We start from the raw sequence: 21,134 nt of genomic DNA, 5'->3' as shown, positions 1-21,134 counted from the left end.
TCTTTTAACCCCTTTTTAAATTTGCTCTTTGAAGAATTTCTTCTTGGAGTGTAAACATTTCTTTTTCTTCTTCTGGTGTATGATGATCATAGCCCTTTAGATGAAGATATCCGTGTACTGCTAAGAAACCTACTTCACGATCAAAACTATGACCGTATGATGCAGCTTGTTCTCTTGCTTTTTCTAAACTGATAAAGATATCACCAAAACTCTCAGGGTCTTCATCATTTGGAAATGAGATGACATCAGTTGCGTAATCTTTATCACGATAAGTTTTATTGATTTCTTTAATTTCATCATTTGTAACAAAAATCACTTGCATGTTTTTTGTTTCTTCGATTGTCTCAAAGATTGAATCAATTAAGATTTCTACTTGATCAACATTTTCAGTTGTTTGATTGTGATATTCAACGACCATTGTTTTCGTATCTTTCTAATATTTTTTGTACAAGCGGGTGACGGATGACATCCACTTTGTCGAAATAGATAAATTTACAATCTTCAACATCTTTTAAAATTTCAAGTGCTTCTTTTAACCCAGACTCAATTCTGTGTCCTAAGTCAACCTGTGATGGGTCACCTGTAACAACCATGTAAGATGAGAATCCTAAACGTGTTAAGAACATCTTCATTTGAGTCTTTGTTGTATTTTGTGCCTCATCTAAAATGATGTAGGCATTTTCTAATGTGCGTCCACGCATATATGCAAGTGGTGCAATTTCAATGACACCACGTTCTAGAAGTGCATTTGTTTGTGCAACTCCTAAGAATTCATAAAGTGCATCATACAGTGGAATTAAGTAAGGGTCTACCTTTTCTTTTAAATCACCTGGTAAAAATCCTAGTGACTCACCTGCTTCAACAGCGGGTCTTGTTAGAATTAATTTCTTAACTCTTCCAGATTTTAATGCTGCTACTGCGTGTGCAACTGCTAAATAGGTTTTACCTGTACCAGCAGGTCCGATACCAAAGACAAGTGGATATTTCGATAAAGCTTCACTGTAAACTTTTTGATTAAAAGTTTTTGCAACAATAGCTTTACCTTGATCTGAAATTAAAATCTTCTTTTGCGATTTATACAAATCAAGAATGTCATCGAGTGAATTGTTTTCTGCCATTTTGATGATGTATAAGACATCACGTTCAGTTAGTAAAACTTTATGTTCTGCAAGCGTGACAAGTGTATTAAAAATTTCTTCAAGTAATGTTTTTTTAGACTCGTCAGCGTCTACGACTATTTCATTACCGTGAACAGAAACATTAAATCCAAAATGCGCTTTAAAGACGAGTAAATTACGATCTTCAACACCGACTAATAATTGTAATGTTTCTACATGATTAACTTTGATGTTTAATTTCATTAAGTATCCTCCCAGTATCATAACTATTATACCAATTAAGCGATAAAAAAGCACCTTTTTTGAAGGTGCATTTTCAATTCGTTACTCACAAAATTAGCGCTTTTTAGACTTAGCTGCTTTTGCTCTCATACGACGATCTACGCCTGGTTTTACGTAGAATTCGCGTTTACGTGCTTCTGCGAGAGTGCCATCCTTAGAGACGTTACGTTTAAAACGCTTTAAAGTTTCTTCTAAAGATTCACCTTTGCGTACTTCCGTTTTAGGCATGTCTGCCCTCCTTCCACACGTTTGATATCTCAAACCTCATATATTATAAAACAATTTTCGCAAGATGTCAAAATATTTTTAGATTTGTGTTCATAATTTGGTTAAAAATGGAATATGTGCAAGTTCTGTTGGATAAATTGTCTTACCTAGTGTGACAAAGTGTGCATTCAACTTAGAAAATAGTGATCTTTCTTTATCATCAATACCACCTTCAGGACCAACTATCACATAAATTGCAGTATTCTTTAATTTTGGTAAAACTTCATCAATGTGTACTGTCTTTTCATTTTCATCTAAGACAACAATTGTTTTGCCTTCTAAGTTCAACGCTTTTAAAGATTCGAAGAAGTTGATTTCAGGTAAACTTGAGTGTTTTGAAAGTTCTGCTGCTTCTTTAGAAATCTTTTTAAGTCGATCAAGTTTATGGTCAGTATTTGCAAGTTTAGCAATACTTCTTACCATTGGAACAAAGATGATTTCTTCAGCTCCAAAAATTGTCGCAAACTTACTTACAGTTTCAATTTTGTCTCCTTTTGGTAACCCTTGAATTAAATGCACTTGCTTCGGTTCATTCGAATCAATTTCAGAAATTGTTTCATAAGAAACACTTTTACCATTGATATTTAGTTTTGCTAAATAACACTTACCTCCAAAACATACTTCAACCTCAGTTTGATCTTTAAACCGCATCACGTTTAAAATATGGTGTAAGTCGTCATTTTCAATTTGATTTTCTTTATTTAAAAAGTATCTTTGCATATAATCCTCTTTTACTTGAAAAAAATAAGTATCCCGTAAGGAATACTCAAGTTTTTAGATGTTGAAGAAACGGTCGAACGTGTTACTCCAGAGGATCATTATGAAGAATAATGCTCCCATAATCATCATTGCATTGCTTAAAATAGCTTCTGCACCGATTTGTTTACGGTTTTTAAATAAATCTTGATTTGATCCTGTGAAAGCTTCCATGACATCTTCTTTTGAAGATGAGATAGCTGATACAAATATCATTAATAAACTTAATACTAAAATTACATAGTCTGGAAACATCATAATTATCATTACTCCTTTGAAATCTCATTCATTGTAACAAAAACACACATAAATTGTCAAGGTTTTACGACATTTATGCAAATATTACACTACAGTATCTATAATATCATAAGATATTAGACGTATGAAAACAAATTTGACTGATTTCACATAGCGTTTTCATATATTCTCTATTTGTCTATTACCCGACAATATAGTATAATGTGATATGGTGAATTTATGGAAATAATAGGATTAAAACTAGGTAATGTACGTTCTAATGCTTATGTCGTATCAGAAGGCAAAGAATGTTTTATTATTGACCCTGGTTTTGAAGCGACTGCAATCATTGATTACATTCGTTCAAGAAAACTAGAACCTCAATTTATATACATTACGCACGGACATCACGACCACAATGGTGGTGTTAAACAACTTAAAGACCTTTATCATATTCCAGTGTACGCACCACTCAAAGATAAAATCTGGATGACAGACACTATTTATAACTACTGGCCTTATGACATCCCTGTTGACCAATTCGTTATTGAAGATGATGAAATCGACTTTGGAAAATATGTCTTTAGAGTGATTGAAACACCTGGTCATAGTGAAGGTTCAACATCATTATATTGTGCACCATATTTATTTAGTGGTGATACTTTATTTTATGAAACAATTGGTAGAACAGATATTCCCTTCTCAAACCATGAAGTTTTAGTTGATTCAATTAAAACTAAATTATTTATTTTACCTGATGAAACATTTGTGTATCCAGGACATGGAAAACCTACAACCATTGGACATGAAAAACTACATAATCCAATTGTAAGACCAATTGAAGAAAACGAAAAATAAAACTGAGTCTAGAAATTGACTCAGTTTTTTCTATCAGGTATATAAAATATCTGGAGGTAAATGATACCCAATCAAATATTTGGAGGTAGACCTCCATATTTTTGATAGGTGATTTGTTTGGAGAAAAAAATAAAAGATCTCGCTTATAATTGAAAGTGACTGTAACAATCAAAGATAAGGAGACCCTATGTATGATAATATTATACATCTTTTATACTTAGACACAATTAAAAATAGAATTGAACAATTAGAAGTGGAAAGAGTCAATCAAGTTTTAAGAATTGAAATAAAACTCAAAAAGGAAAGTTTAAATTGTCCTGTCTGCCAAGCACAAACTAAGTTTCACAGCTACCGCTTAAAACAAATCAAGTACAGTTTACATGGTCAAGAATCATATCAAGTTATTTATCATTCAAGAAGATATAAATGTCCATTGTGTAAGAAATATATCAGTGAAAGAAATCCATTTACAAACAAACATAAGAACCTTTCAAACTTGACTAAAAGATCCATTCTAGAAGTATTAAAGGAACCAGAAAGAACCTTTAAAGATATCGCATTGCAGCATCATGTATCCAGTCAAACGGTGATAAATATATTTGATCAAACAATTGATGCCAAGCGATTACCCTTAGGGAAAACAATCTGTATGGATGAGGTTTTTATCAGTAAGAGAAAAGGTTCACCATATGCCTGTGTACTGTATGATTTTGATAGACGTAAAATCATTGATGTCATTTCAACCAGACATAAACATTATTTGAATCAATACTTCTTACGCATACCCATCGAGGAAAAAGATCAAGTGGAGGTCTTTATCATTGATATGTGAGAAAGTTATAAAGACGTTATTCAAGCAAATTTCCCAAAAGCATTAATAGCTGTAGATTCATTTCACGTGATAGCAAATCTAAATCGAGCAATGGATCGAATCAGAATTGATACCATGAATCGATTTAGATTAAATAGAACCAAACTAATCAATAATGATATATATTATTACATGTTAAAGAAATTTCATTTCTTCTTTAAAATTGACCTCGATCGCTTAAGAGATTTCAAACCGGTATATATTCAAAAACTGGATACACACTGGGATAAAACAACCATTTTAGATTATCTATTAAGCATTGATGAAACTTTGACTAGATGTTTCAAATTAAAAGAACGCTATCGATATTTTAACTTAACAACTGAATATGAAACCTGTGATCAAGAACTGGATGAACTCATTGATGAGTTTATATCAAATCCGGTGAGTGAATTTAGAGAGTTTGGTAGAATGCTTAAAAACTGGCGTAAAGAGATTAAAAACTCATTCCTAACTTCAAGTGGAAGACGCATATCTAACGGTCCTATAGAAGCAACTAATTCAAGAATTAAAACAATCATTAAAACATCAAATGGCATTCAAAACTTTTATCGATTGAGAAATAAAATTATGTACTCAATTAATAAATATGTACCATTCAAAAACTAATTATTGACTGTTACAGCAACAAAAAAGGAGGTACCTCCACATTTTTTACAGGTGGATGATACCTCCATATTTTTTATAGCCTAATTTGGATTAACCTCCAAATTTTTTATAGGGCCTTTCTATCTAATATCGTTAATGTTTCAATTGCTGTTGTTTGAGGGAACATTCTAACTGGAACAATACGTTTAATTCTATATGTTTCAGTTAATACTTTTAAATCCCTTATTAATGTATTGAGTTCACATGATAGATAAATAATCTTTTTGAAATGTTTCTCTTTTAAAGTTGCTAATAAAGATTCATGGAGTCCTGCTCTAGGTGGGTCAACAACAAGTGTATCTGCATTAAACTTTGGAATAAAGTTTTTAGCATCACCATAGATAACTTCATAATTACCTTTAACTTTATGTTTTAATTCATTAGCAACTTCAATGTTTTTAAGATTGTTCTCAATCATGATGACTTTCTTTGCATTTGAACCAACATAAAATCCAATTGAACCAATACCTGAGTAGGCATCAATCAAGGTTTCACCTTCAACTTCTTTTTTGATTTCATCATAGACTTTATTCATCATTGAAGTGTTAACTTGCATAAAGGATTGATCATTGACTTTAAGTTTTAATTCACCTAAAGAAAACTCTAACTCATTTTTACCAAAAAGTACAATACTTTCACGACCAAGAATGGTTGTTTCATTTGGTTTAATATTTAAAGTTAAACCAACAACTTCTTTGAATGTCTTAATGACATCAATGAGTTCTTTAAGCCCTTTAAAGTCTTTTTTATATGCAACGAGTGTCACTAAGACTTCTTCTTTTTCATTACTTCTTAAAACAACATGTTTAAAGACTTCAGGGTCAATTTCAATGGATTGTTGTTGGATTTTTGCAATACACCTTTGAATTGCTAAACTGTTAATCAAGAAGGTATGCACTTCAACGAGTTCAATTGGTTCTTGTGTATAGAGTCCTAATCTCATCATTGAATCATTTAAGACATGGTACACAACTTTGTTTCGGTAACGTAGTTTATTCTCATCACTTAATGTCGCTTCAACAACATCTTCTAATCCAAGATTTCTTTTAACTTGTTCTTTTGTTGTTTCATATTGCCACTTATCTTGTTCATCATCTTTTAAATGGAATAAATCCAGTGCTCCGAGTCTTGATGGCATGGTTTTTCTTAAAGGTGATTGTGTAAGTAGTTTTTTAATTTTTGCTTTAACGAAGTTTTTCTTGACTTGAGTAATGGTTACAAGTGCTTTTTCACCTGCTAATAAGCCATGTGTAAAAACAACCACATCCTCAACTCTAGATACCCCTTGAGCGAATCGATCGACCTCATGGGCTGTTACTTCAATTGTTTTTCCAATTTCTAAGTTCATTTTATCTTTCTTTACTAATTTTTTCTCTATAAGCTAAGTCTGATGTAATAATATCTTCTAACGTTAAGAAGGTTTGCCAACCTAAAACACGTTTTGCTTTTGAAGCATCCGCAATTAAAATTGCAGGGTCACCTTCACGACGTGGTCCAAATCTAAATGGAACTGGTAAGAATTTAGATACTGTATTTGCAACCTCAAGGTTGGAATATCCCTTTGCAGAGCCAAGATTAAAGATATCTGACTTACCACCATCCATTAAATATTTAGCACCAACAACATGAGCGATTGCTAAGTCAGTGACATGGATATAGTCACGAATGTTCGTGCCATCTTTAGTTTCGTAATCATCACCAAAGATCACGAGTTCTTTTCTTAATCCAAGTGCAGCTTCAATTGTCACGGGGATCAAGTGTGTTAATTGTTGTTTCTTTAAACCAATTTCTAAACTTGAATCTGCACCAGCGACATTAAAGTATCTAAAGATCACATAGTTTAAATCATGTGCCTGAGCAGTCCAGTGAATTAACTTCTCACAAGCAAGTTTGGATTCACCATATGGGTTGATTGGTTCTTTAAAAGAATCTTCTTTAACCACAGATTCTGTTGGTTCGCCATAAACTGCAGCTGTTGATGAAAAGACGATATTTTTAACATTCTTTTCTACCATAGCTTCTAATAAGGTTCTAACACCTTCAACATTATTATGGTAGTAATCTAAAGGTTTTTTTACAGATTCAGGTACGATAAGTTTTGCAGCAAAATGCATCACAACATCAAACTTTTGATCATCTAAAACTTTTAAAACATCTTCTTTTTTTCTAATATCACCAATATAAAGTGGTACCTGTTTTGGAACAAAGAATCTTTCACCTGTTGATAAATTGTCCATCACAGAAACTTGATTGCCTGCACGAAGTAATTCATACACAGTATGTGATCCGATATAACCTGCACCACCAACAACTAAAACATTCATAGGTATCTCCTTAGTTTGAGAATTTACGTTTTAAATAATCAATATAATAATTTGGATTAAAAGGTTCACCCGTTGCAATTAACATTAACTCTTTTGGAGTTTTTGTTTGACCATAAATGTGAATCTTTTCTTTTAACCATGCATTAATCTTATGGATTTCATTATTTGAAATTGCATTTTCAATATTAAAATCCTTATTCATTGCATGATAGATTTGTGCTGCATAAGCTGAACCTAATGCATAAGTTGGGAAGTATCCAAATGATGCTCCAGACCAATGAATGTCTTGTAACACACCTTCAGCATCATTTTTAGGTCTAACACCAACGTATTGTTGATAAAGTTTACGCCATTTCTTTGGTAAATCTTTAACTTTAAGTTTGCCAGAAATTAAAAGTTTTTCAATTTCATAACGAACCATAATGTGTAATGGGTAAGTTAATTCATCTGCTTCTGTTCTAATTAATGAACGTTCAGCACGATTAATATATTTGTAGAAATCCAGTAATGTTACACCTTTTAATTCTTTAGGGAACACTTCTTTTAATTTATCAAAGTGAACTTCCCAGAATGCATATGAACGACCAATCATGTTTTCATACATTCTTGATTGTGATTCATGAATACCCATTGAAGCACCACCACCAAGGCGTGTGCCTAATAATTCAGGTGAAACTTGTTGTTCATAAATAGCATGTCCCATTTCATGAATTGTTGAGAAAATTGATGATTCTAAAATATTTTCAATATATCGTGTTGTGATTCTAACATCTGTTGAAGATGCATTTGATGTGAATGGATGCGCACTTTCTTTTAAGACAGCATGATTCATATCATATGAAAAGACACCTGTTAAATATTCAGAAAATGCCTTTTGTTTATCTTTTGGGAAAATACCTTTAGTTAATCTCTTTGGATGTGGTTTTTTACTTGCCGTTGCAGATAAAACAAATGGAACAAGTTCAGTTCTTAATTGTTCAAAAAAATGATCATATTCTTTTTGAGTCATACCTTCTTCAAACATATCAAGTAAAACATCATAACCTTTAAGTTCAGGTGTTGAAAGATATTTAGTCATCTTTCTAACATAAGCAACAATCTTTTCTAAAGTTGGTGCATAAGCTTCGAAGTCGTTATTCTTTTTAGCTTCTGCCCAAACTGTTGATGCTTGTGCAATAAGTACTTGAAAGTCAATATACTCTTCTTTAGGCATTTTCTTAATGAGACGCATTTCTTTTTCAACTTTTTCAATTTCTCTTCTCATTAATTCGTCCAGTTGATTTCTATTTGCGTATAAATAATCAATTGCTTCTAAATATGCTTTGTCTGTTTCAAGTGCGTAAATTTCTTTAGTTAAGCCTTCAATTTGTTTACTACGATATTCCATTGAACCGATGGGAGCTTCGGTTTCTAAATCCCATGATAAAACCCACATAGCATAATTAAACGCAGTTAAACGTTCACGCATGCTTTTATATGTATCTAAATAGGTTTGCATAAGTTATACCTCTCTTATATTTATTCCTTACAATTATATCACTTTAAGGCATAATTTAGTTGATTTTTCATAGAAAAGCGGTCACAATTGTGATATTTTCGGTTAGATTGGTTATTGTTTAAGTTTTTGAATGTTTTAATCTCCATAATTAAATAGATTTTAAATGGTGATCTAATTTATCATTTTTAACCATCAATCATTAGTCGATAAAATATTAATTATTCCATTTCTTAATTAGTTACTAAAAATATATTTGCAAACATTCGTCTAACATAGTAAATAATTGTAGGATTTTTCTTACATTTATATTAAATTAGCACTCTATACTTGACAGTGCCAAATCACTGATTTATAATAGAGTTGTAACAGAAAGGAAGGGGTAATATGCTAAGTTTATTCCGCAGAGACAAAGATATTTTCGACAGTTTCTTCGATGATTTCAACAATGCATGGCCATTCCAATCAACCACTAAATTAATGAAAACCGACATCATAGAAAAAGAAAATGGATATCATCTCGATATTGAACTTCCAGGATTTAAAAAGGAAGACATCAAAGTCAGCTTAAATGATGGTTACATAGAAATTGAGGCTGAAACTAAGAATGAACACAACGAGAAGAAAGACGGTAAGTTCATTCGTCAAGAAAGATATTATGGATCAATGCGTCGTAACTACTATGTCGGTGATATTAATTTAGACGATATTAAAGGTTCCTTTGAGAATGGTATTCTACATTTAGAAATCCCTAAAGAAAACAAACAATTAACTGAAAGAAAATATCTTGAACTTAAATAAAAGATGGCCTTAGTTGGCCATCTTTTACTTTATAAGTTTCATGATATCTTTTTCTGTTTTGTAGGATACTAAATTATGTGGACACTTCTTAATTTGATCGATGAATTGCCAAGAAGCTTCAATTTCATCCCATCTTGTAAAGAGCGTCTTAGAACCTTGATAAATATCAAGTAATAACTTTTCATATGCTTCTGGAATATTCCCTTCAACAGATTCACTCATTTTAAATGAAAGTGAAATTTGTTCTAAGTTTTCTTTTAGCCCTGGTTTCTTTGAATTAATTGTTAAGTCAACACCATCTTTAGGTGCAATCTTAATAATTAGTTTATTTCTTTCAATTGGTAAGTTCCACTTTTCTTGTTCAGTTGTTGGAAAATAAGTGATTTCTATATAAGATTTCTTTTCTTTTAATTTCTTACCTGTTAAGATTTCAAACGGTACACCTCTAAATCTTGGTGTATTTACATAGCATTTAAAATAAACAAATGTTTCAGTTTTTGAATCACTTGGAATATTAGGTTCTTCTAGATATCCATCATATTGTCCAAATAAGACAGATGATTCATCAATTGATAAACTTCTTAGTACTTTGATCTTTTCATCTTTAATGTAATCGGAATTATATTCTTTTGGTGGATCCATAGCAACTAAACAAAGGATTTGGAGTAGATGTGATTGTACCATATCCTTTAATGCACCAGATGTATCGTAATAACCAGCACGGTTTAAGATACCTTCTTTTTCTTTTACAAAAATCTTTACTGATTCAATTGATTTTGAATCCCAAGTATCTTCGAATATACGATTTGCAAAACGAACTGTCATAAGGTTTTGAATCATTTCTTTACCTAAGTAGTGATCAATACGATAAATTTGTTTTTCATCATAATATTGCCACAACATTTGATTAACTGCTTTTGCTGAATCTAAATCATGACCAAATGGTTTTTCAAAGACTAGAACTTGATTGGCATTATTCTTTTCAATTAACTTCGCTTCACTGATATTTTTAGCAACAGAACCTAAAAGTTCAGGACCAATTGCTAAATAATAAATGTGTTTCGTGTTTTCATGAGAAATCGATTGAATATATTTTGAAAAAGCCTCATAAGCGTTCGGTTCAGTAATTTGAATTTTGTAGTAGGTGACAATTGATTTGAGTGTTTCTAAATCAAGTACTTTTGTCGTTAGATTTTGCATCGCATCAAGATAACTATCTGTTTGATAGTCTCTTCTACCAAGCGCAACCACTTCTACATTTTTCGGTATTAATTTATTTTTATACAGTTTGGCAATTGCAGGTAATAACTTTCTAGCTGTTAAGTCCCCTGTTGAACCAAATATTGTAATCACTAAATCTTTTTTCATTTTTTCTTATAAACAGCGTGACCGCCAAATTCCCTTCTCATAGCTGCAACAACTTTTTCACTGAATTTTTCTTCATCTCTTGATTTATAACGTGTAAATAAAGATGCACCAATTACAGGAATTGCAACACCAAAATCAAGTGCTTCTTGAATCATCCATTTACCTTCACCAGAATCATCAATTCGACCTTCAATTTCATCTAATTTAGCATCTTTTAAGAAAGCATTTTTAGTGTAATTAATCAATGCAGATTCAATAATTGAACCATTATTCCATACATCAGCAACTTTCGCATAATCAATATCAAATGGTGATTTTTCCATTAATTCGAAACCTTCACCAATGGCTTGCATCATACCGTATTCAATACCGTTATGAACCATTTTAACGAAATGACCTGCACCAGGTCCTCCCATGTAACCAAAGCCATCTTTAACTGAAATATCTTTATAGACTTGTTCTAAATATTGATAAGCCTCTTTTGTACCACCTATCATCAAACAAGCACCATTTCTAGCACCAAATGTTCCACCTGATGTACCAACGTCTACAAATTCAATATCTAGTTCTTTTAGTTTTTCAAAACGTGCTAAAGATTTTTTATAGTTTGAATTACCACCATCAATGATGATATCTTTTTCTTTTAAATATGGTGTAATTTGGTCAATTACATTGTCAACAATCTTATCAGGTACGAGTAACCATACAACAAATCTATCGTTTTTCTTACGTGTTAAAAATGTTGTTAATTCATCATGTGTTTCAATACCTTGTTTAGTAAGTTCTGCTCTAGCAGAATCATTTAAATCAAAGCCGATGACTTCATGACCATGATCTTTTAAGTTTAAGGCAAGGTTTGCACCCATTTTACCTAAACCAATTAAATGTATTCTCATATTTGACTCCTTTTAGATGAATCATTTATCTTTAAATAAAGATAGTTTACTCTATTATACTTTTTTAAATTTTAATTTACTACATATTGATTAGATTAACATCAAGATGATGGTTGCAACTAAGAAATAAACCCCTAGTGCAGTAAAGTCATTAATTGTTGAAATGAGTGGTCCAGATGCAGCTTTTTCGTCTGCTCCAAATTTCTTTAAAATAAATGGTAATAAGACCCCAGCTAATGCTGAGATGAACATTGCAAAGAATAAACTGATACCAACAGTTAATGCCAGTTCAATCATCGTATCGGTTTGACTTGGTAAGATCATTAAGAATACATAAACAAGACCCATACCAACAAGTCCAGCAACTAATGAATTAATTGCACCAATTGCAAGTTCTTTACCAATATGTTTTTTTGCTTCAATTTGATTTTGATGTAAGCCCAAAATCGTTACAGAAATACTTTGTGTACCAATATTACCTGCCATACCCAAAATTAAAGGTTGGAATAAAATCAGTGCAACATGTGCTTCAAGCGTTCCTTGAAAGACTGCCAGCAGAGATGCAATCGCAATATTCAATATTGCTGAAATTAATAACCAAGGTAATCGAACAATCGTTCTTTTCAATGGAGAATCATCTTCATCGACTTCATGAACTTTAACAAGTTCAGCAACTGTATCTAAATGAAATTCTTCCATTAAGACTAAAGCATCATCTGCAGTAATGACACCTACAATATGTTTTTCCTTATTTAAAACAGGAATCATATCAAGGTCATAGTCCTGAATCTTTTTTAAGGCTATTTGCATATCATCATTTTCATGAACATATGGATATGTATCATCAATAAGTTTGCTTAAATTTTGGTTTGCTCTTGCAAGAATTAACTCTTGAAGACGGATTGCTCCTTTATACACTTTATGTTCATCATAAAAGAAAATAACATCAACTTCATCTTTTTCTGTAGATTCAGTTGTAACAAAGTGAGTCGCTTCTTTGACAGTTGTATCAATCGTTAATGCAATAAAGTGAGGTGATGAAATCGAACCTGCTGAACCAACATCGTAACTTAACAGTTTTTCAACTGCAAGTTTAGTATTTTTACTTAACAGATTAAGAATTGATAAATGGTCTTTAACTGGGAATAGTTCAATGAATGTTTTTAAATCATCCACTTCAAGTGCTTTTAATAATGACTTCTTTTGTTCAATTGATAATGTTTGATAAAAAACTTTTTGAATATCTTCATCAAGAAGTATGAATACTTCTGAAAATTTCATTACACCTAAAAGTGTAAAAATTCTAAGTTGGTCATTTGGATATTCTTCAAAGATAGTTGCAATATCTGATTCATGGATCTTAGATAGTTTTAATTTAAGTGCTTGATTGGTTAAACGAATTGATTTAGCCATTAATCACACCTCCTAAAACAAGTGTTGCAAGTCCAAAATATACAATTACCGATATAATATCAATCATTGTTGTAATAAATGGACCTGACGCAACAGCAGGGTCTAATTTAAGGAGTTTTAGAATATACGGTACTAAAAAACCTAAAATTGGTGCGAGTGCAACCGTTATAAAGAGTGCACCTCCAACAACAAACGAAATTGCATAAATATGATCAAGACCCATGATATATCCCACTGCGACAGTTGCAACAAATGCAAGTAGTCCCATCACAAAACCTGACATCATACCAGAAATAATTTCTTTGAAACCATTTTTAGCTGGTTTAGAATCTTTTTGAGTCAAGGAAATTAATGTTACTGCAAGTGTTTGAGAAGCAACGTCACCACCTGAGTCAAGAATTAATGGTTGGAATAATGCAAGAATAACAACACTTGCAAGAATTTCCTCAAACTGAGATGTAACAAATGCAATCGGTAGTGATAACAACATTAATATGATTAACCAAGGCAAACGATGGAATGCACTTTTAAATAGATTTTCATTAAAATCTGTATCTGGTAAAGCTGATAGTTTTTCTAAGTCTTCAATTGCTTCTTCTTTATAGATATCTAAGATATCATCCATTGTGATAGCACCTAAAAGCGTACCTGTTTCATCTAATACAGCAAGGTCATAACCACCATAGTGTTTCATATGTTTAACCAGTGTATCAACTTCATCAGTAACTAAAACTGTAGGTTCTATTTCCATAATTTCAGAAATAACCTTCGGTGATCTAGATTTAATTAAATCTTTAAGTGTTACTTGTCCAACATAATGATTATTGTCATCAACAACAAATATCGTTTGTATAGAAGATGCAAAATCTGCATCTTTAATAACTTTTTTAGTTGCATCTTTAACATCATCAGATTCTTTTACAACCAAAAACTCGTTCGTCATATACGAACCAGCTGTAAATTCTTCATAATTGATTAAAGATAAAACATCTTCATCTTGATCTAAGACTTTAATTAATTCCACACGATCTTCATCAGGAAGTTCATTGATAATATCAGCAGCATCATCCGGTTCCAATTCTTCAACAACTTCTTTTTGTTCTTCAATTGAAAGTGTTTGAAATAAATCAGCAGCATCGACCGGGTTTAAATATGCTAAAATTTCTGCAACTTTATCACTATCTAAAAATGAGAAAATTTTCTCCTGTTCATCTTCTGATAATTCAGAAAACATTTTAGCCAGATCATAAGCATGGGTATCTTCTAATACTTTTAGTATTTCTTCTTTTGACGCTTGTGAATCAAGTAATGTTTTAAGCATGTTATACCCCCTTTATAAAAAAATAAATATCTCCAATTTCATTGTAACATCTTTAATTAATAAATTAAAAAATAACATTTCCTTTAGAAATAAAATTAATTTATTGATTAGTCCCAATTTTAAGAGAATTTACATAAATTTGATTATTGAAAAAATTATATAAATTCGAAACTAATTGAAGATTACTAACAGTGTATGCATGTCGATACTGCAATTTTAAAAATCTTATTATTTACTCTATTAAGCAGTGTATATTCAATCGAACAGCATTTATGCTGTTCCTAAAATAAAATATATATGCATTTTCTATATATTCTCATCACATTTTTTATCAAAAAATAACACGATTTTTATATCAAATCAAATAAACAGTTTTTTCAGCAGAAAAATATATAATATTGTGTGTAAATCTTTATAGATTTAGCGTAAATTTATGTTAGAATAGTAATAACGATACAGAGAGGTAGACAAAATGAATATTGCACAACGTAACAGAATAATTGTTGCGAGTTCTCTATTTCTGCTTTTAATAGCGGCATCCTTTATCTTTGGACCAACCGTATTTATTATTGGCTTAGTAGCAATCGCGACATCATTCATTATAGAATTTCTCAATAGTGTTGCCAGAAAAGAAAAGTTTGACTGGACAACTTTCTGGATTACACCATTGATTATAACGCTACTTACAACACCAACCATTATTGATCAAGTATGGATGGTTGCCGTAGCAACAGGCTTTGGGGTATTCTTCGCCAAAGCAATTTGGGGTGGAGAAGGCAAAAACGTATTTAACCCTGCGACAGTAGGTCTCATCTTTATTGCACTTTCTTTCCCGGTTTATGTATTAAACTTCTTCGATCCAGTTGCACAATTAGCAACAACAGTTACTCCAGCAGTAACCTTTAAGAGTAATCCTGGTGTGATTGTTCAAGGATTCCAATTCATGGACTTACTCCTTGGAAATTATGCCGGTGGATTAGGAACAACCTTTAAATTAGGTATTCTTATCTTAGGTTTACTGCTCATGGTATTAAAAATCTCTGATTGGAAAATTCCTGTAACATTCTTAGGTACATATTTTGTATTCTCACTAATCAATTACTTATCAAAAGGAATTGCATTTGGTGATGCTTTCGTATATTCAGGATATTCAATCTTTATGGGTCATTTATTATTTGCAGCTATGTTTGTTGCAGTTGATCCACAAACTCAACCTTTATATTTCAAAGGTAGACTCATTTATGGTGTCTTATTAGGTTTTGTAACTTGGATTATTCAAAACATCTGGTTATTTAACCCTTCTGCTCCAAATACTGATGGTATTATTTACTCAATTACTTTCATGAATGCAGTTGTTGGTTTAATTGACGTTTGGACAGTTCCAAAAGTTAAAGATGTTCCTTTAGTTGTGGAGGAAGCATAACATGATGAAGAAATACTTATCAATGCTTCTATTCGTTGTAATCATGGGTACAGTTTCAGTCGGTGTACTTATGGGAGCAGATTTATTAACTAATGAATTAATTGCAAAAAACTCAGAATTTGTTTGGAAATCTGCAATTCTTGATCATCATGAAATTGCGCACACTCAAACAGACTTCGTAGAGATCTTTGATGCATCATTTGAAGTTTCAACAACTCCTGAAGATGCTGAAGAATTATTAACTTTATATACAAACAATGAAACAGGCCAAATGTCATTCCGTTTTTATGGGATGGGTTTATGGGACACAATTGAAGGTGTAATAACTTTCGAACCAGACTGGAAAACTATTGTTAAAATCACTGTAACAAAACAAGCTGAAACTCCTGGTCTTGGTGGTCGTGTTGCTGAAAGAAAATACTTAGACAACTTTGTTGGAAAAGAATTTAACGAAGATTTAGAAATCAAAATTATTAAAGGTGTTGCTGTTGAAAACTATGAAGTTGATGCGATTACTGGTGCTACTGGTACATCAAACGCTTTTGGTAACTTATTGACTGCGAACTACCGTAAATACATTTATGCATTTAGTGATGTTGATCCTGATGCAATTTGGAAGAAAGCTATGCTTTCGCATAACAACGTTTCATTTAATAATTCTACTTATATCTCATTATTTGATGAAACATTTGATGTTTTAACAAAACAAGACAGAACTATTTACAAGAATAAAACAAATGGTAATGTAAGTTTCATCTTTGAAACAGGTGGATTAAATGGTCCAATTACTGGTATCTTAACACTTGAAGATGACTTTATTACGATTGTGAATATTACAGTTACATCAAATAGTGAAGTTCAAGGTGCAGTCGTTGCAGAACGTCCAATTCTTGACTCATTAATTGGTAAGAAATTCAATCCTACAATTGAATTCGTAACTAACCCTACTGCTGATAACCAAGGTTTAGATGGATTTGCTGCTGCAACGACAACTAAATCTAAATTCACTGAAGGATTAAACGAAACTCAAGCTGAAATTTATACTTTATTCTTCTTGGATGAAGAAATTGAAGAACCTGAAGTTGATCCTACAATGGTTTGGAAACAAGCAATGTTATCAAATAATGGTATTGACTCAACAAATGATAATTTTGCAACTTTATTTACTTCATCATTTAATGTATTAACAAAAGGTGATTTAACAGTTTATATCCACAAGACAAACTTCTCTTATAACTTCTTAGTTGAAGGACAAGGTGCTTGGGGACCTATCAAATCAGTTCTTTCATTAGAACAAGATTTCCAAACAATTAAAAAAGTTGTTGTTTACGAACAAACAGAAAAAGCTGGTGCTAAGATTCAAACAGATCCATCAATTTTAGAGGCTTTCATTGGAGCTAAGTTCAATCCAACTGTCTCAATGGTCCCTGAACCTTCAAATGACAGTGAAGTAATCGATGGTTTAACTGGTGTTACTTCTACAAGAAATGGTTTCTTAAACAGTATTAATGAGACTTATGCAGCTTATTATCAATTATTTATTGAACAACCTATGAAACAAGCAATGCTTGCAAACAATGGTATTGAATCAACTTCAGAAAATTATCAATCTTTATTTGATGAAACATTCAATATTGAATCAGAAGGTGGCTTAACACTTTATGTTCACAAAACTACTGGTTCAGTAAGCTTCTTATTCGAAGGTCAAGGTCAATTCTCAATTATTAAATCTGTATTAACATTAGAATCTGATTTTCAAACAATTTTAAAAGTAGCTGTTTACCATCAAAATGAAAAAGGTGGAGCTAAGATTCAAACAGACCCTTCAGTATTAGCTGTATTCACTGGAGCTAAGTTTAATCCATCAGTTACAATGGTTGCTGAACCTTCAAATGATAGTGAAGTATTAATTGATGGTTTAACTGGTGTTACAGGAACTAGAAACGGATTCTTAGATTCTATGAATGCTGCTTATGCAGAATATTTTGAAGCGTTTGGAGGTAATGAATAATGCAAGAACAAGAAACAACTAAAAAACCAAGTACTTGGTTACGTCTCCAATACAAGAAATGGTTCTTAATTTTAAAGAAGGGTTTAACTGAAGAAAACCCAATTGTCGTAACAGTCTTAGGTATCTGTTCATCATTAGCCGTTACAAACCGTGTTGAAAATGCTGTTTTCATGGGTATTGGTGTAACATTCGTTATTATGGCTTCAAGTGCGATTGTATCGCTCTTAAGAAACTTAATTCCACCTAAAGTTAGAATGGTTGCCTACATGGTTATCATCTCAATCTTCACGATTGTCGTACAAATGCTACTTCAAGCATACGTACCAACAGTCGCAGCCAACTTAGGTGCATATACAAGCTTAATCATTACAAACTGTATTGTTATGGGTCGTGCAGAAGCATTTGCAATTAAAAACCCTGTTCATTACACTGTAATCGATGGTTTAGCAAATGGTTTAGGCTATACATTTGTATTAATTGCAATTGCTGCAGTACGTGAACCATTAGCATTTGGTACATTCTTTGGATATCAAGCACCATTCATGTCTGAATGGATCAACTGGAACATCATGGCACTTGCACCAGGCGGATTCTTTGTCTTAACAATGTTTGCTTGGTTACTAAGATCCCTCATGGGACAATATGAAGAAGATTAGGAGGAAAAAACATGTTACAACTTATTGAATTATTCTTAGCTTCAATGCTTTCAAATAACATCGCTCTGATCTTCATCTTAGGTATGTGTTCATTAATTGCAATTTCTACTTCAATTAAAAACTCAGTTAACATGGGTGTTGCGGTTATCTTTGTTGTTACTGCAACTGCAATGATTAACTGGCCAATTTATGAATTACTCAAAGCGACTGGTACGACTCAATTATCATTATTAGTATTCATCATCGTTATTGCGACATTCGTACAATTCTTAGAAATGTTCCTCGCTAAATTAGCTCCAAAAATCTATGACGCATTTGGTATTTTCTTACCACTGATTACAGTTAACTGTATCGTCTTAGCAGTCTCAATTTTCTTCCAAACAAGAAATTATGATTTTGCTCAAACTACAGTATTTGCCTTAGGTTCTTCTATTGGTTGGACTCTCGCGATGATCTTACTTGCTGGTGTACGTCAAAAAATGTATCGCGTATCAAATATTCCTAAAGGTTTAAGAGGCCGTGCAATTGCATTCTTAATCTTAGGTATCTTAGCTCTAGCGTTTATCGGATTTACCGGTATCGGTAGAGTTAACTTCTAGGAGGACATCATGGATTATCTATGGACACCCATTATTTTAATTAGTGTACTTATTATCGTTACACTTTTAGTCATTTTAGTTGATAAACTTCTAGGTGGCGGCGGTGAAAGAAAAATCACTGTTAACAAAAACAATGTTGTCACTATTACCGGTGATGACACAGCATTAAATGCATTAACAAATAACAAAATTTTCTTACCATCATCATGTGGTGGTAAAGCTACTTGTGGAACATGTAAATTCAGACTCGTTGACTGGCATGAACCACCAAAACCAACTGAACTTCCATTCTTATCAAAAGATGAAATTGAAGAAGGTGTTCGTTTATCTTGCCAAGTTAAAGTAACGCAAGATATCGAAGTACAAGTCCCAGAATCTGTTTTAAATGTTAAACCTTTCATGGCGAAAGTTGTTGAGATTGAACAATTAACTCATGATATCAAACGTATTCGTTTTGAAATGAAGGAAGAATTCCCATTTAAACCTGGACAATATTTACAAATCCAAGTTCCAGGTATTGAAACAACTCGTGCTTACTCAATCGCATCGGACTCAAAAGATTTATATCATCCAGAAGTGATCATTAGATTAGTTCCTGGTGGTGTTGCTACTAAGTTTGTTCACAGAGCAATGATGGTTGGTGACAATATTAAAATCACTGGTCCGTTTGGTGACTTCTTCTTACAAGAAAAATCAACTCGTCCAATCATTATGATTGCAGGTGGATCAGGTAAGGCACCAATCCGTTCAATTATCTATAAATTAATGGATCAAGGCTTCCCAAGAAAAGCTACCTACTTCTTTGGTGCAAGAACTAAAAAGGATTTATATTATACTGAATACTTCTTAGAAATTGCTAAGAAATATCCAAACTTTAAATATATCCCTGCATTATCTACTCCACTTCCAGAAGATAACTGGGATTTAGATATTGGATTAATCACTGAAGTTGTTTCTAGACACACAGATGATCTATCAGGACATGAAGCTTATCTTTGTGGTTCACCTGGTATGATTGATGCATGTATTAAAGTCTTAAAAGAAAAAGGTATGCCAGAAGAGCATATCTACTTCGACAAATTCTAATTACTCATTTGAGATACAGTTTACGCTGTATCTCTTTTTTTATCTATGTATTTTAATTGACTATTTCAGTCAATAAGAGTTACAATAAACGTATGACATACGAAAAATTTTTAAACTTAAAAGCGGATAAACAAGAAATTATCCTTAATGCAGCCTACGAAGTTTTCTCAAAATATGGTTATCAACAAGCACCAACTGATTTGATATGTGAAAAAGGAGGCATTTCAAAAGGTGCACTCTTCCACTATTTTGGGAATAAAGAAAACTTATTTATCTATGCTTTTGAAACAACGCTTAATAAATTAAATGATGCAATTGACTTAAAAAGTGTCACCAGTTATCATGTGTTTGATTTTTTACCCTATATTACAATGCAGAAACTTAAAACACTTGAAAAATATCCTTATATGATGAGTTTTTTAATCCGTTCGATTAGGGATAATAAAGCATTGCTTCAGGAAAAAGGTATTTTAGATTTATTAAAACATTATGAATCAAGTCAAACATTCCTCTATCAAAAGATAGACTACTCAACATTAAAGAATTCAATTTCTATAGAAGATTTTATTACCTGGCAAACATTTGTATCTACTGGATTCATCACTATGTATCCAGATCATCCAAACAAAGAAAAACTTATGAAACAACTGATAACATTCTTTGATACTGTCAAAGAAAACTTTAGTAAATAAAAGGGGGTAAGT

At 32.0% G+C, this 21,134-nt stretch carries 20 protein-coding genes and 1 pseudogene; 9 read left to right on the top strand and 12 right to left on the bottom strand.

Features of this window, described 5'->3' with window-relative positions; translation table 11 throughout:
• Positions 1-4: 4 nt before the first annotated feature.
• The 5 genes from ybeY to secG all read right to left on the bottom strand — a co-directional run bounded on the left by ybeY (position 5) and on the right by secG (position 2,681).
• Positions 5-418 (bottom strand): rRNA maturation RNase YbeY, encoded by a 414-nt coding sequence (gene ybeY, locus JV173_RS00900; protein ID WP_205734409.1) that lies wholly within the window; start codon positions 416-418, stop codon positions 5-7.
• Positions 408-1,361, bottom strand: coding sequence for a PhoH family protein (locus JV173_RS00895; protein ID WP_205734408.1), 954 nt, complete (start codon positions 1,359-1,361; stop codon positions 408-410). The genes ybeY and JV173_RS00895 overlap by 11 nt, the downstream gene beginning before the upstream one ends.
• Positions 1,362-1,454: 93 nt before the next feature.
• Positions 1,455-1,628, bottom strand: a complete 174-nt coding sequence (rpsU, locus tag JV173_RS00890) for a 30S ribosomal protein S21 (protein WP_205734407.1) — start codon at positions 1,626-1,628, stop codon at positions 1,455-1,457.
• A gap of 90 nt (positions 1,629-1,718) precedes the next feature.
• Positions 1,719-2,387 (bottom strand): RsmE family RNA methyltransferase, encoded by a 669-nt coding sequence (locus JV173_RS00885; protein WP_205734406.1) that lies wholly within the window; start codon positions 2,385-2,387, stop codon positions 1,719-1,721.
• A 54-nt stretch (positions 2,388-2,441) separates the two neighbouring features.
• A complete protein-coding gene (gene secG / locus JV173_RS00880; protein WP_205734405.1) occupies positions 2,442-2,681 on the bottom strand; it encodes a preprotein translocase subunit SecG in 240 nt (79 codons plus the stop codon).
• A 219-nt stretch (positions 2,682-2,900) separates the two neighbouring features.
• On the opposite strand from secG, the gene JV173_RS00875 reads away from it, so the two are divergent.
• Positions 2,901-3,518: an MBL fold metallo-hydrolase gene (locus JV173_RS00875; protein WP_205734404.1), complete on the top strand. Its 618-nt coding sequence runs from the start codon at positions 2,901-2,903 to the stop codon at positions 3,516-3,518.
• Between the two features lie 187 nt (positions 3,519-3,705).
• Positions 3,706-4,998: pseudogene (locus JV173_RS07015) on the top strand (ISL3 family transposase).
• A gap of 106 nt (positions 4,999-5,104) precedes the next feature.
• Here the strand turns inward: JV173_RS07015 and rlmD are convergent.
• Genes rlmD through JV173_RS00850 form a run of 3 tightly spaced genes read right to left on the bottom strand, consistent with a single transcriptional unit; the run spans position 5,105 to position 8,859 of the window.
• Positions 5,105-6,385 (bottom strand): 23S rRNA (uracil(1939)-C(5))-methyltransferase RlmD, encoded by a 1,281-nt coding sequence (gene rlmD / locus JV173_RS00860; protein ID WP_205734402.1) that lies wholly within the window; start codon positions 6,383-6,385, stop codon positions 5,105-5,107.
• A 1-nt stretch (position 6,386) separates the two neighbouring features.
• Positions 6,387-7,361 (bottom strand): UDP-glucose 4-epimerase GalE, encoded by a 975-nt coding sequence (gene galE / locus JV173_RS00855; protein ID WP_205734401.1) that lies wholly within the window; start codon positions 7,359-7,361, stop codon positions 6,387-6,389.
• Positions 7,362-7,371: 10 nt separating this feature from the next.
• Positions 7,372-8,859 (bottom strand): carboxypeptidase M32, encoded by a 1,488-nt coding sequence (locus JV173_RS00850; RefSeq protein ID WP_205734400.1) that lies wholly within the window; start codon positions 8,857-8,859, stop codon positions 7,372-7,374.
• 384 nt (positions 8,860-9,243) lie between these two features.
• Between JV173_RS00850 and JV173_RS00845 the strand changes: the two genes are divergently transcribed.
• Complete coding sequence (locus JV173_RS00845) at positions 9,244-9,657, top strand: Hsp20/alpha crystallin family protein (protein WP_205734399.1); 414 nt, start codon at positions 9,244-9,246, stop codon at positions 9,655-9,657.
• A 24-nt stretch (positions 9,658-9,681) separates the two neighbouring features.
• Here the strand turns inward: JV173_RS00845 and zwf are convergent, their stop codons facing one another.
• The 4 genes from zwf to mgtE form a co-directional block, all read right to left on the bottom strand.
• On the bottom strand, positions 9,682-11,025 hold the full coding sequence (zwf, locus tag JV173_RS00840; RefSeq protein WP_205734398.1) for a glucose-6-phosphate dehydrogenase: 1,344 nt from the start codon (positions 11,023-11,025) through the stop codon (positions 9,682-9,684).
• Positions 11,022-11,921: a phosphogluconate dehydrogenase (NAD(+)-dependent, decarboxylating) gene (gene gnd / locus JV173_RS00835; RefSeq protein WP_205734397.1), complete on the bottom strand. Its 900-nt coding sequence runs from the start codon at positions 11,919-11,921 to the stop codon at positions 11,022-11,024. The genes zwf and gnd overlap by 4 nt, the downstream gene beginning before the upstream one ends.
• A 90-nt stretch (positions 11,922-12,011) precedes the next feature.
• On the bottom strand, positions 12,012-13,334 hold the full coding sequence (locus JV173_RS00830) for a magnesium transporter (RefSeq protein ID WP_205734396.1): 1,323 nt from the start codon (positions 13,332-13,334) through the stop codon (positions 12,012-12,014).
• Positions 13,327-14,655, bottom strand: a complete 1,329-nt coding sequence (gene mgtE / locus JV173_RS00825) for a magnesium transporter (protein WP_205734395.1) — start codon at positions 14,653-14,655, stop codon at positions 13,327-13,329. The genes JV173_RS00830 and mgtE overlap by 8 nt, the downstream gene beginning before the upstream one ends.
• Before the next feature lie 472 nt (positions 14,656-15,127).
• Between mgtE and JV173_RS00820 the strand changes: the two genes are divergently transcribed.
• From JV173_RS00820 to JV173_RS00795, 6 genes are all read left to right on the top strand, one after another.
• Positions 15,128-16,078 carry an RnfABCDGE type electron transport complex subunit D gene (locus JV173_RS00820; RefSeq protein WP_205734394.1) on the top strand — a complete coding sequence of 317 codons (951 nt, stop codon included), beginning with the start codon at positions 15,128-15,130 and terminating at the stop codon, positions 16,076-16,078.
• 1 nt (position 16,079) lies between these two features.
• On the top strand, positions 16,080-18,089 hold the full coding sequence (locus JV173_RS00815) for an FMN-binding protein (RefSeq protein ID WP_205734393.1): 2,010 nt from the start codon (positions 16,080-16,082) through the stop codon (positions 18,087-18,089).
• Entirely contained in the window at positions 18,089-18,745 is a 657-nt protein-coding gene (locus tag JV173_RS00810; protein ID WP_205734392.1) for an Rnf-Nqr domain containing protein, read from the top strand. Before JV173_RS00815 ends, JV173_RS00810 begins: the two co-directional genes overlap by 1 nt.
• An 11-nt stretch (positions 18,746-18,756) precedes the next feature.
• The gene (locus JV173_RS00805) at positions 18,757-19,344 is read left to right on the top strand and encodes an Rnf-Nqr domain containing protein (RefSeq protein WP_205734391.1); all 588 of its coding nucleotides are present in this window, start codon (positions 18,757-18,759) and stop codon (positions 19,342-19,344) included.
• 9 nt (positions 19,345-19,353) lie between these two features.
• On the top strand, positions 19,354-20,430 hold the full coding sequence (locus tag JV173_RS00800) for an NADH:ubiquinone reductase (Na(+)-transporting) subunit F (RefSeq protein ID WP_205734390.1): 1,077 nt from the start codon (positions 19,354-19,356) through the stop codon (positions 20,428-20,430).
• Positions 20,431-20,522: 92 nt separating this feature from the next.
• The gene (locus tag JV173_RS00795) at positions 20,523-21,122 is read left to right on the top strand and encodes a TetR/AcrR family transcriptional regulator (protein ID WP_205734389.1); all 600 of its coding nucleotides are present in this window, start codon (positions 20,523-20,525) and stop codon (positions 21,120-21,122) included.
• Positions 21,123-21,134 lie beyond the last annotated feature (12 nt).

The sequence above is a fragment of the Acholeplasma equirhinis genome (genome assembly GCF_017052655.1).
Taxonomy (GTDB): domain Bacteria; phylum Bacillota_I; class Bacilli_A; order Acholeplasmatales; family Acholeplasmataceae; genus Acholeplasma; species Acholeplasma equirhinis.
Note: the sequence above shows the minus strand (reverse complement) of the source record. Positions and strands in the feature narration are given on the sequence as shown.

Bases quoted from the DNA above. Each gene is read 5' to 3' on its own strand.
- ybeY (WP_205734409.1), bottom strand. From the start codon at position 418: ATGGTCGTTGAATATCACAATCAAACAACTGAAAATGTTGATCAAGTA.
- JV173_RS00895 (WP_205734408.1), bottom strand. From the start codon at position 1,361: ATGAAATTAAACATCAAAGTTAATCATGTAGAAACATTACAATTATTA.
- rpsU (WP_205734407.1), bottom strand. From the start codon at position 1,628: ATGCCTAAAACGGAAGTACGCAAAGGTGAATCTTTAGAAGAAACTTTA.
- JV173_RS00885 (WP_205734406.1), bottom strand. From the start codon at position 2,387: ATGCAAAGATACTTTTTAAATAAAGAAAATCAAATTGAAAATGACGAC.
- secG (WP_205734405.1), bottom strand. From the start codon at position 2,681: ATGATGTTTCCAGACTATGTAATTTTAGTATTAAGTTTATTAATGATA.
- JV173_RS00875 (WP_205734404.1), top strand. From the start codon at position 2,901: ATGGAAATAATAGGATTAAAACTAGGTAATGTACGTTCTAATGCTTAT.
- rlmD (WP_205734402.1), bottom strand. From the start codon at position 6,385: ATGAACTTAGAAATTGGAAAAACAATTGAAGTAACAGCCCATGAGGTC.
- galE (WP_205734401.1), bottom strand. From the start codon at position 7,361: ATGAATGTTTTAGTTGTTGGTGGTGCAGGTTATATCGGATCACATACT.
- JV173_RS00850 (WP_205734400.1), bottom strand. From the start codon at position 8,859: ATGCAAACCTATTTAGATACATATAAAAGCATGCGTGAACGTTTAACT.
- JV173_RS00845 (WP_205734399.1), top strand. From the start codon at position 9,244: ATGCTAAGTTTATTCCGCAGAGACAAAGATATTTTCGACAGTTTCTTC.
- zwf (WP_205734398.1), bottom strand. From the start codon at position 11,025: ATGAAAAAAGATTTAGTGATTACAATATTTGGTTCAACAGGGGACTTA.
- gnd (WP_205734397.1), bottom strand. From the start codon at position 11,921: ATGAGAATACATTTAATTGGTTTAGGTAAAATGGGTGCAAACCTTGCC.
- JV173_RS00830 (WP_205734396.1), bottom strand. From the start codon at position 13,334: ATGGCTAAATCAATTCGTTTAACCAATCAAGCACTTAAATTAAAACTA.
- mgtE (WP_205734395.1), bottom strand. From the start codon at position 14,655: ATGCTTAAAACATTACTTGATTCACAAGCGTCAAAAGAAGAAATACTA.
- JV173_RS00820 (WP_205734394.1), top strand. From the start codon at position 15,128: ATGAATATTGCACAACGTAACAGAATAATTGTTGCGAGTTCTCTATTT.
- JV173_RS00815 (WP_205734393.1), top strand. From the start codon at position 16,080: ATGATGAAGAAATACTTATCAATGCTTCTATTCGTTGTAATCATGGGT.
- JV173_RS00810 (WP_205734392.1), top strand. From the start codon at position 18,089: ATGCAAGAACAAGAAACAACTAAAAAACCAAGTACTTGGTTACGTCTC.
- JV173_RS00805 (WP_205734391.1), top strand. From the start codon at position 18,757: ATGTTACAACTTATTGAATTATTCTTAGCTTCAATGCTTTCAAATAAC.
- JV173_RS00800 (WP_205734390.1), top strand. From the start codon at position 19,354: ATGGATTATCTATGGACACCCATTATTTTAATTAGTGTACTTATTATC.
- JV173_RS00795 (WP_205734389.1), top strand. From the start codon at position 20,523: ATGACATACGAAAAATTTTTAAACTTAAAAGCGGATAAACAAGAAATT.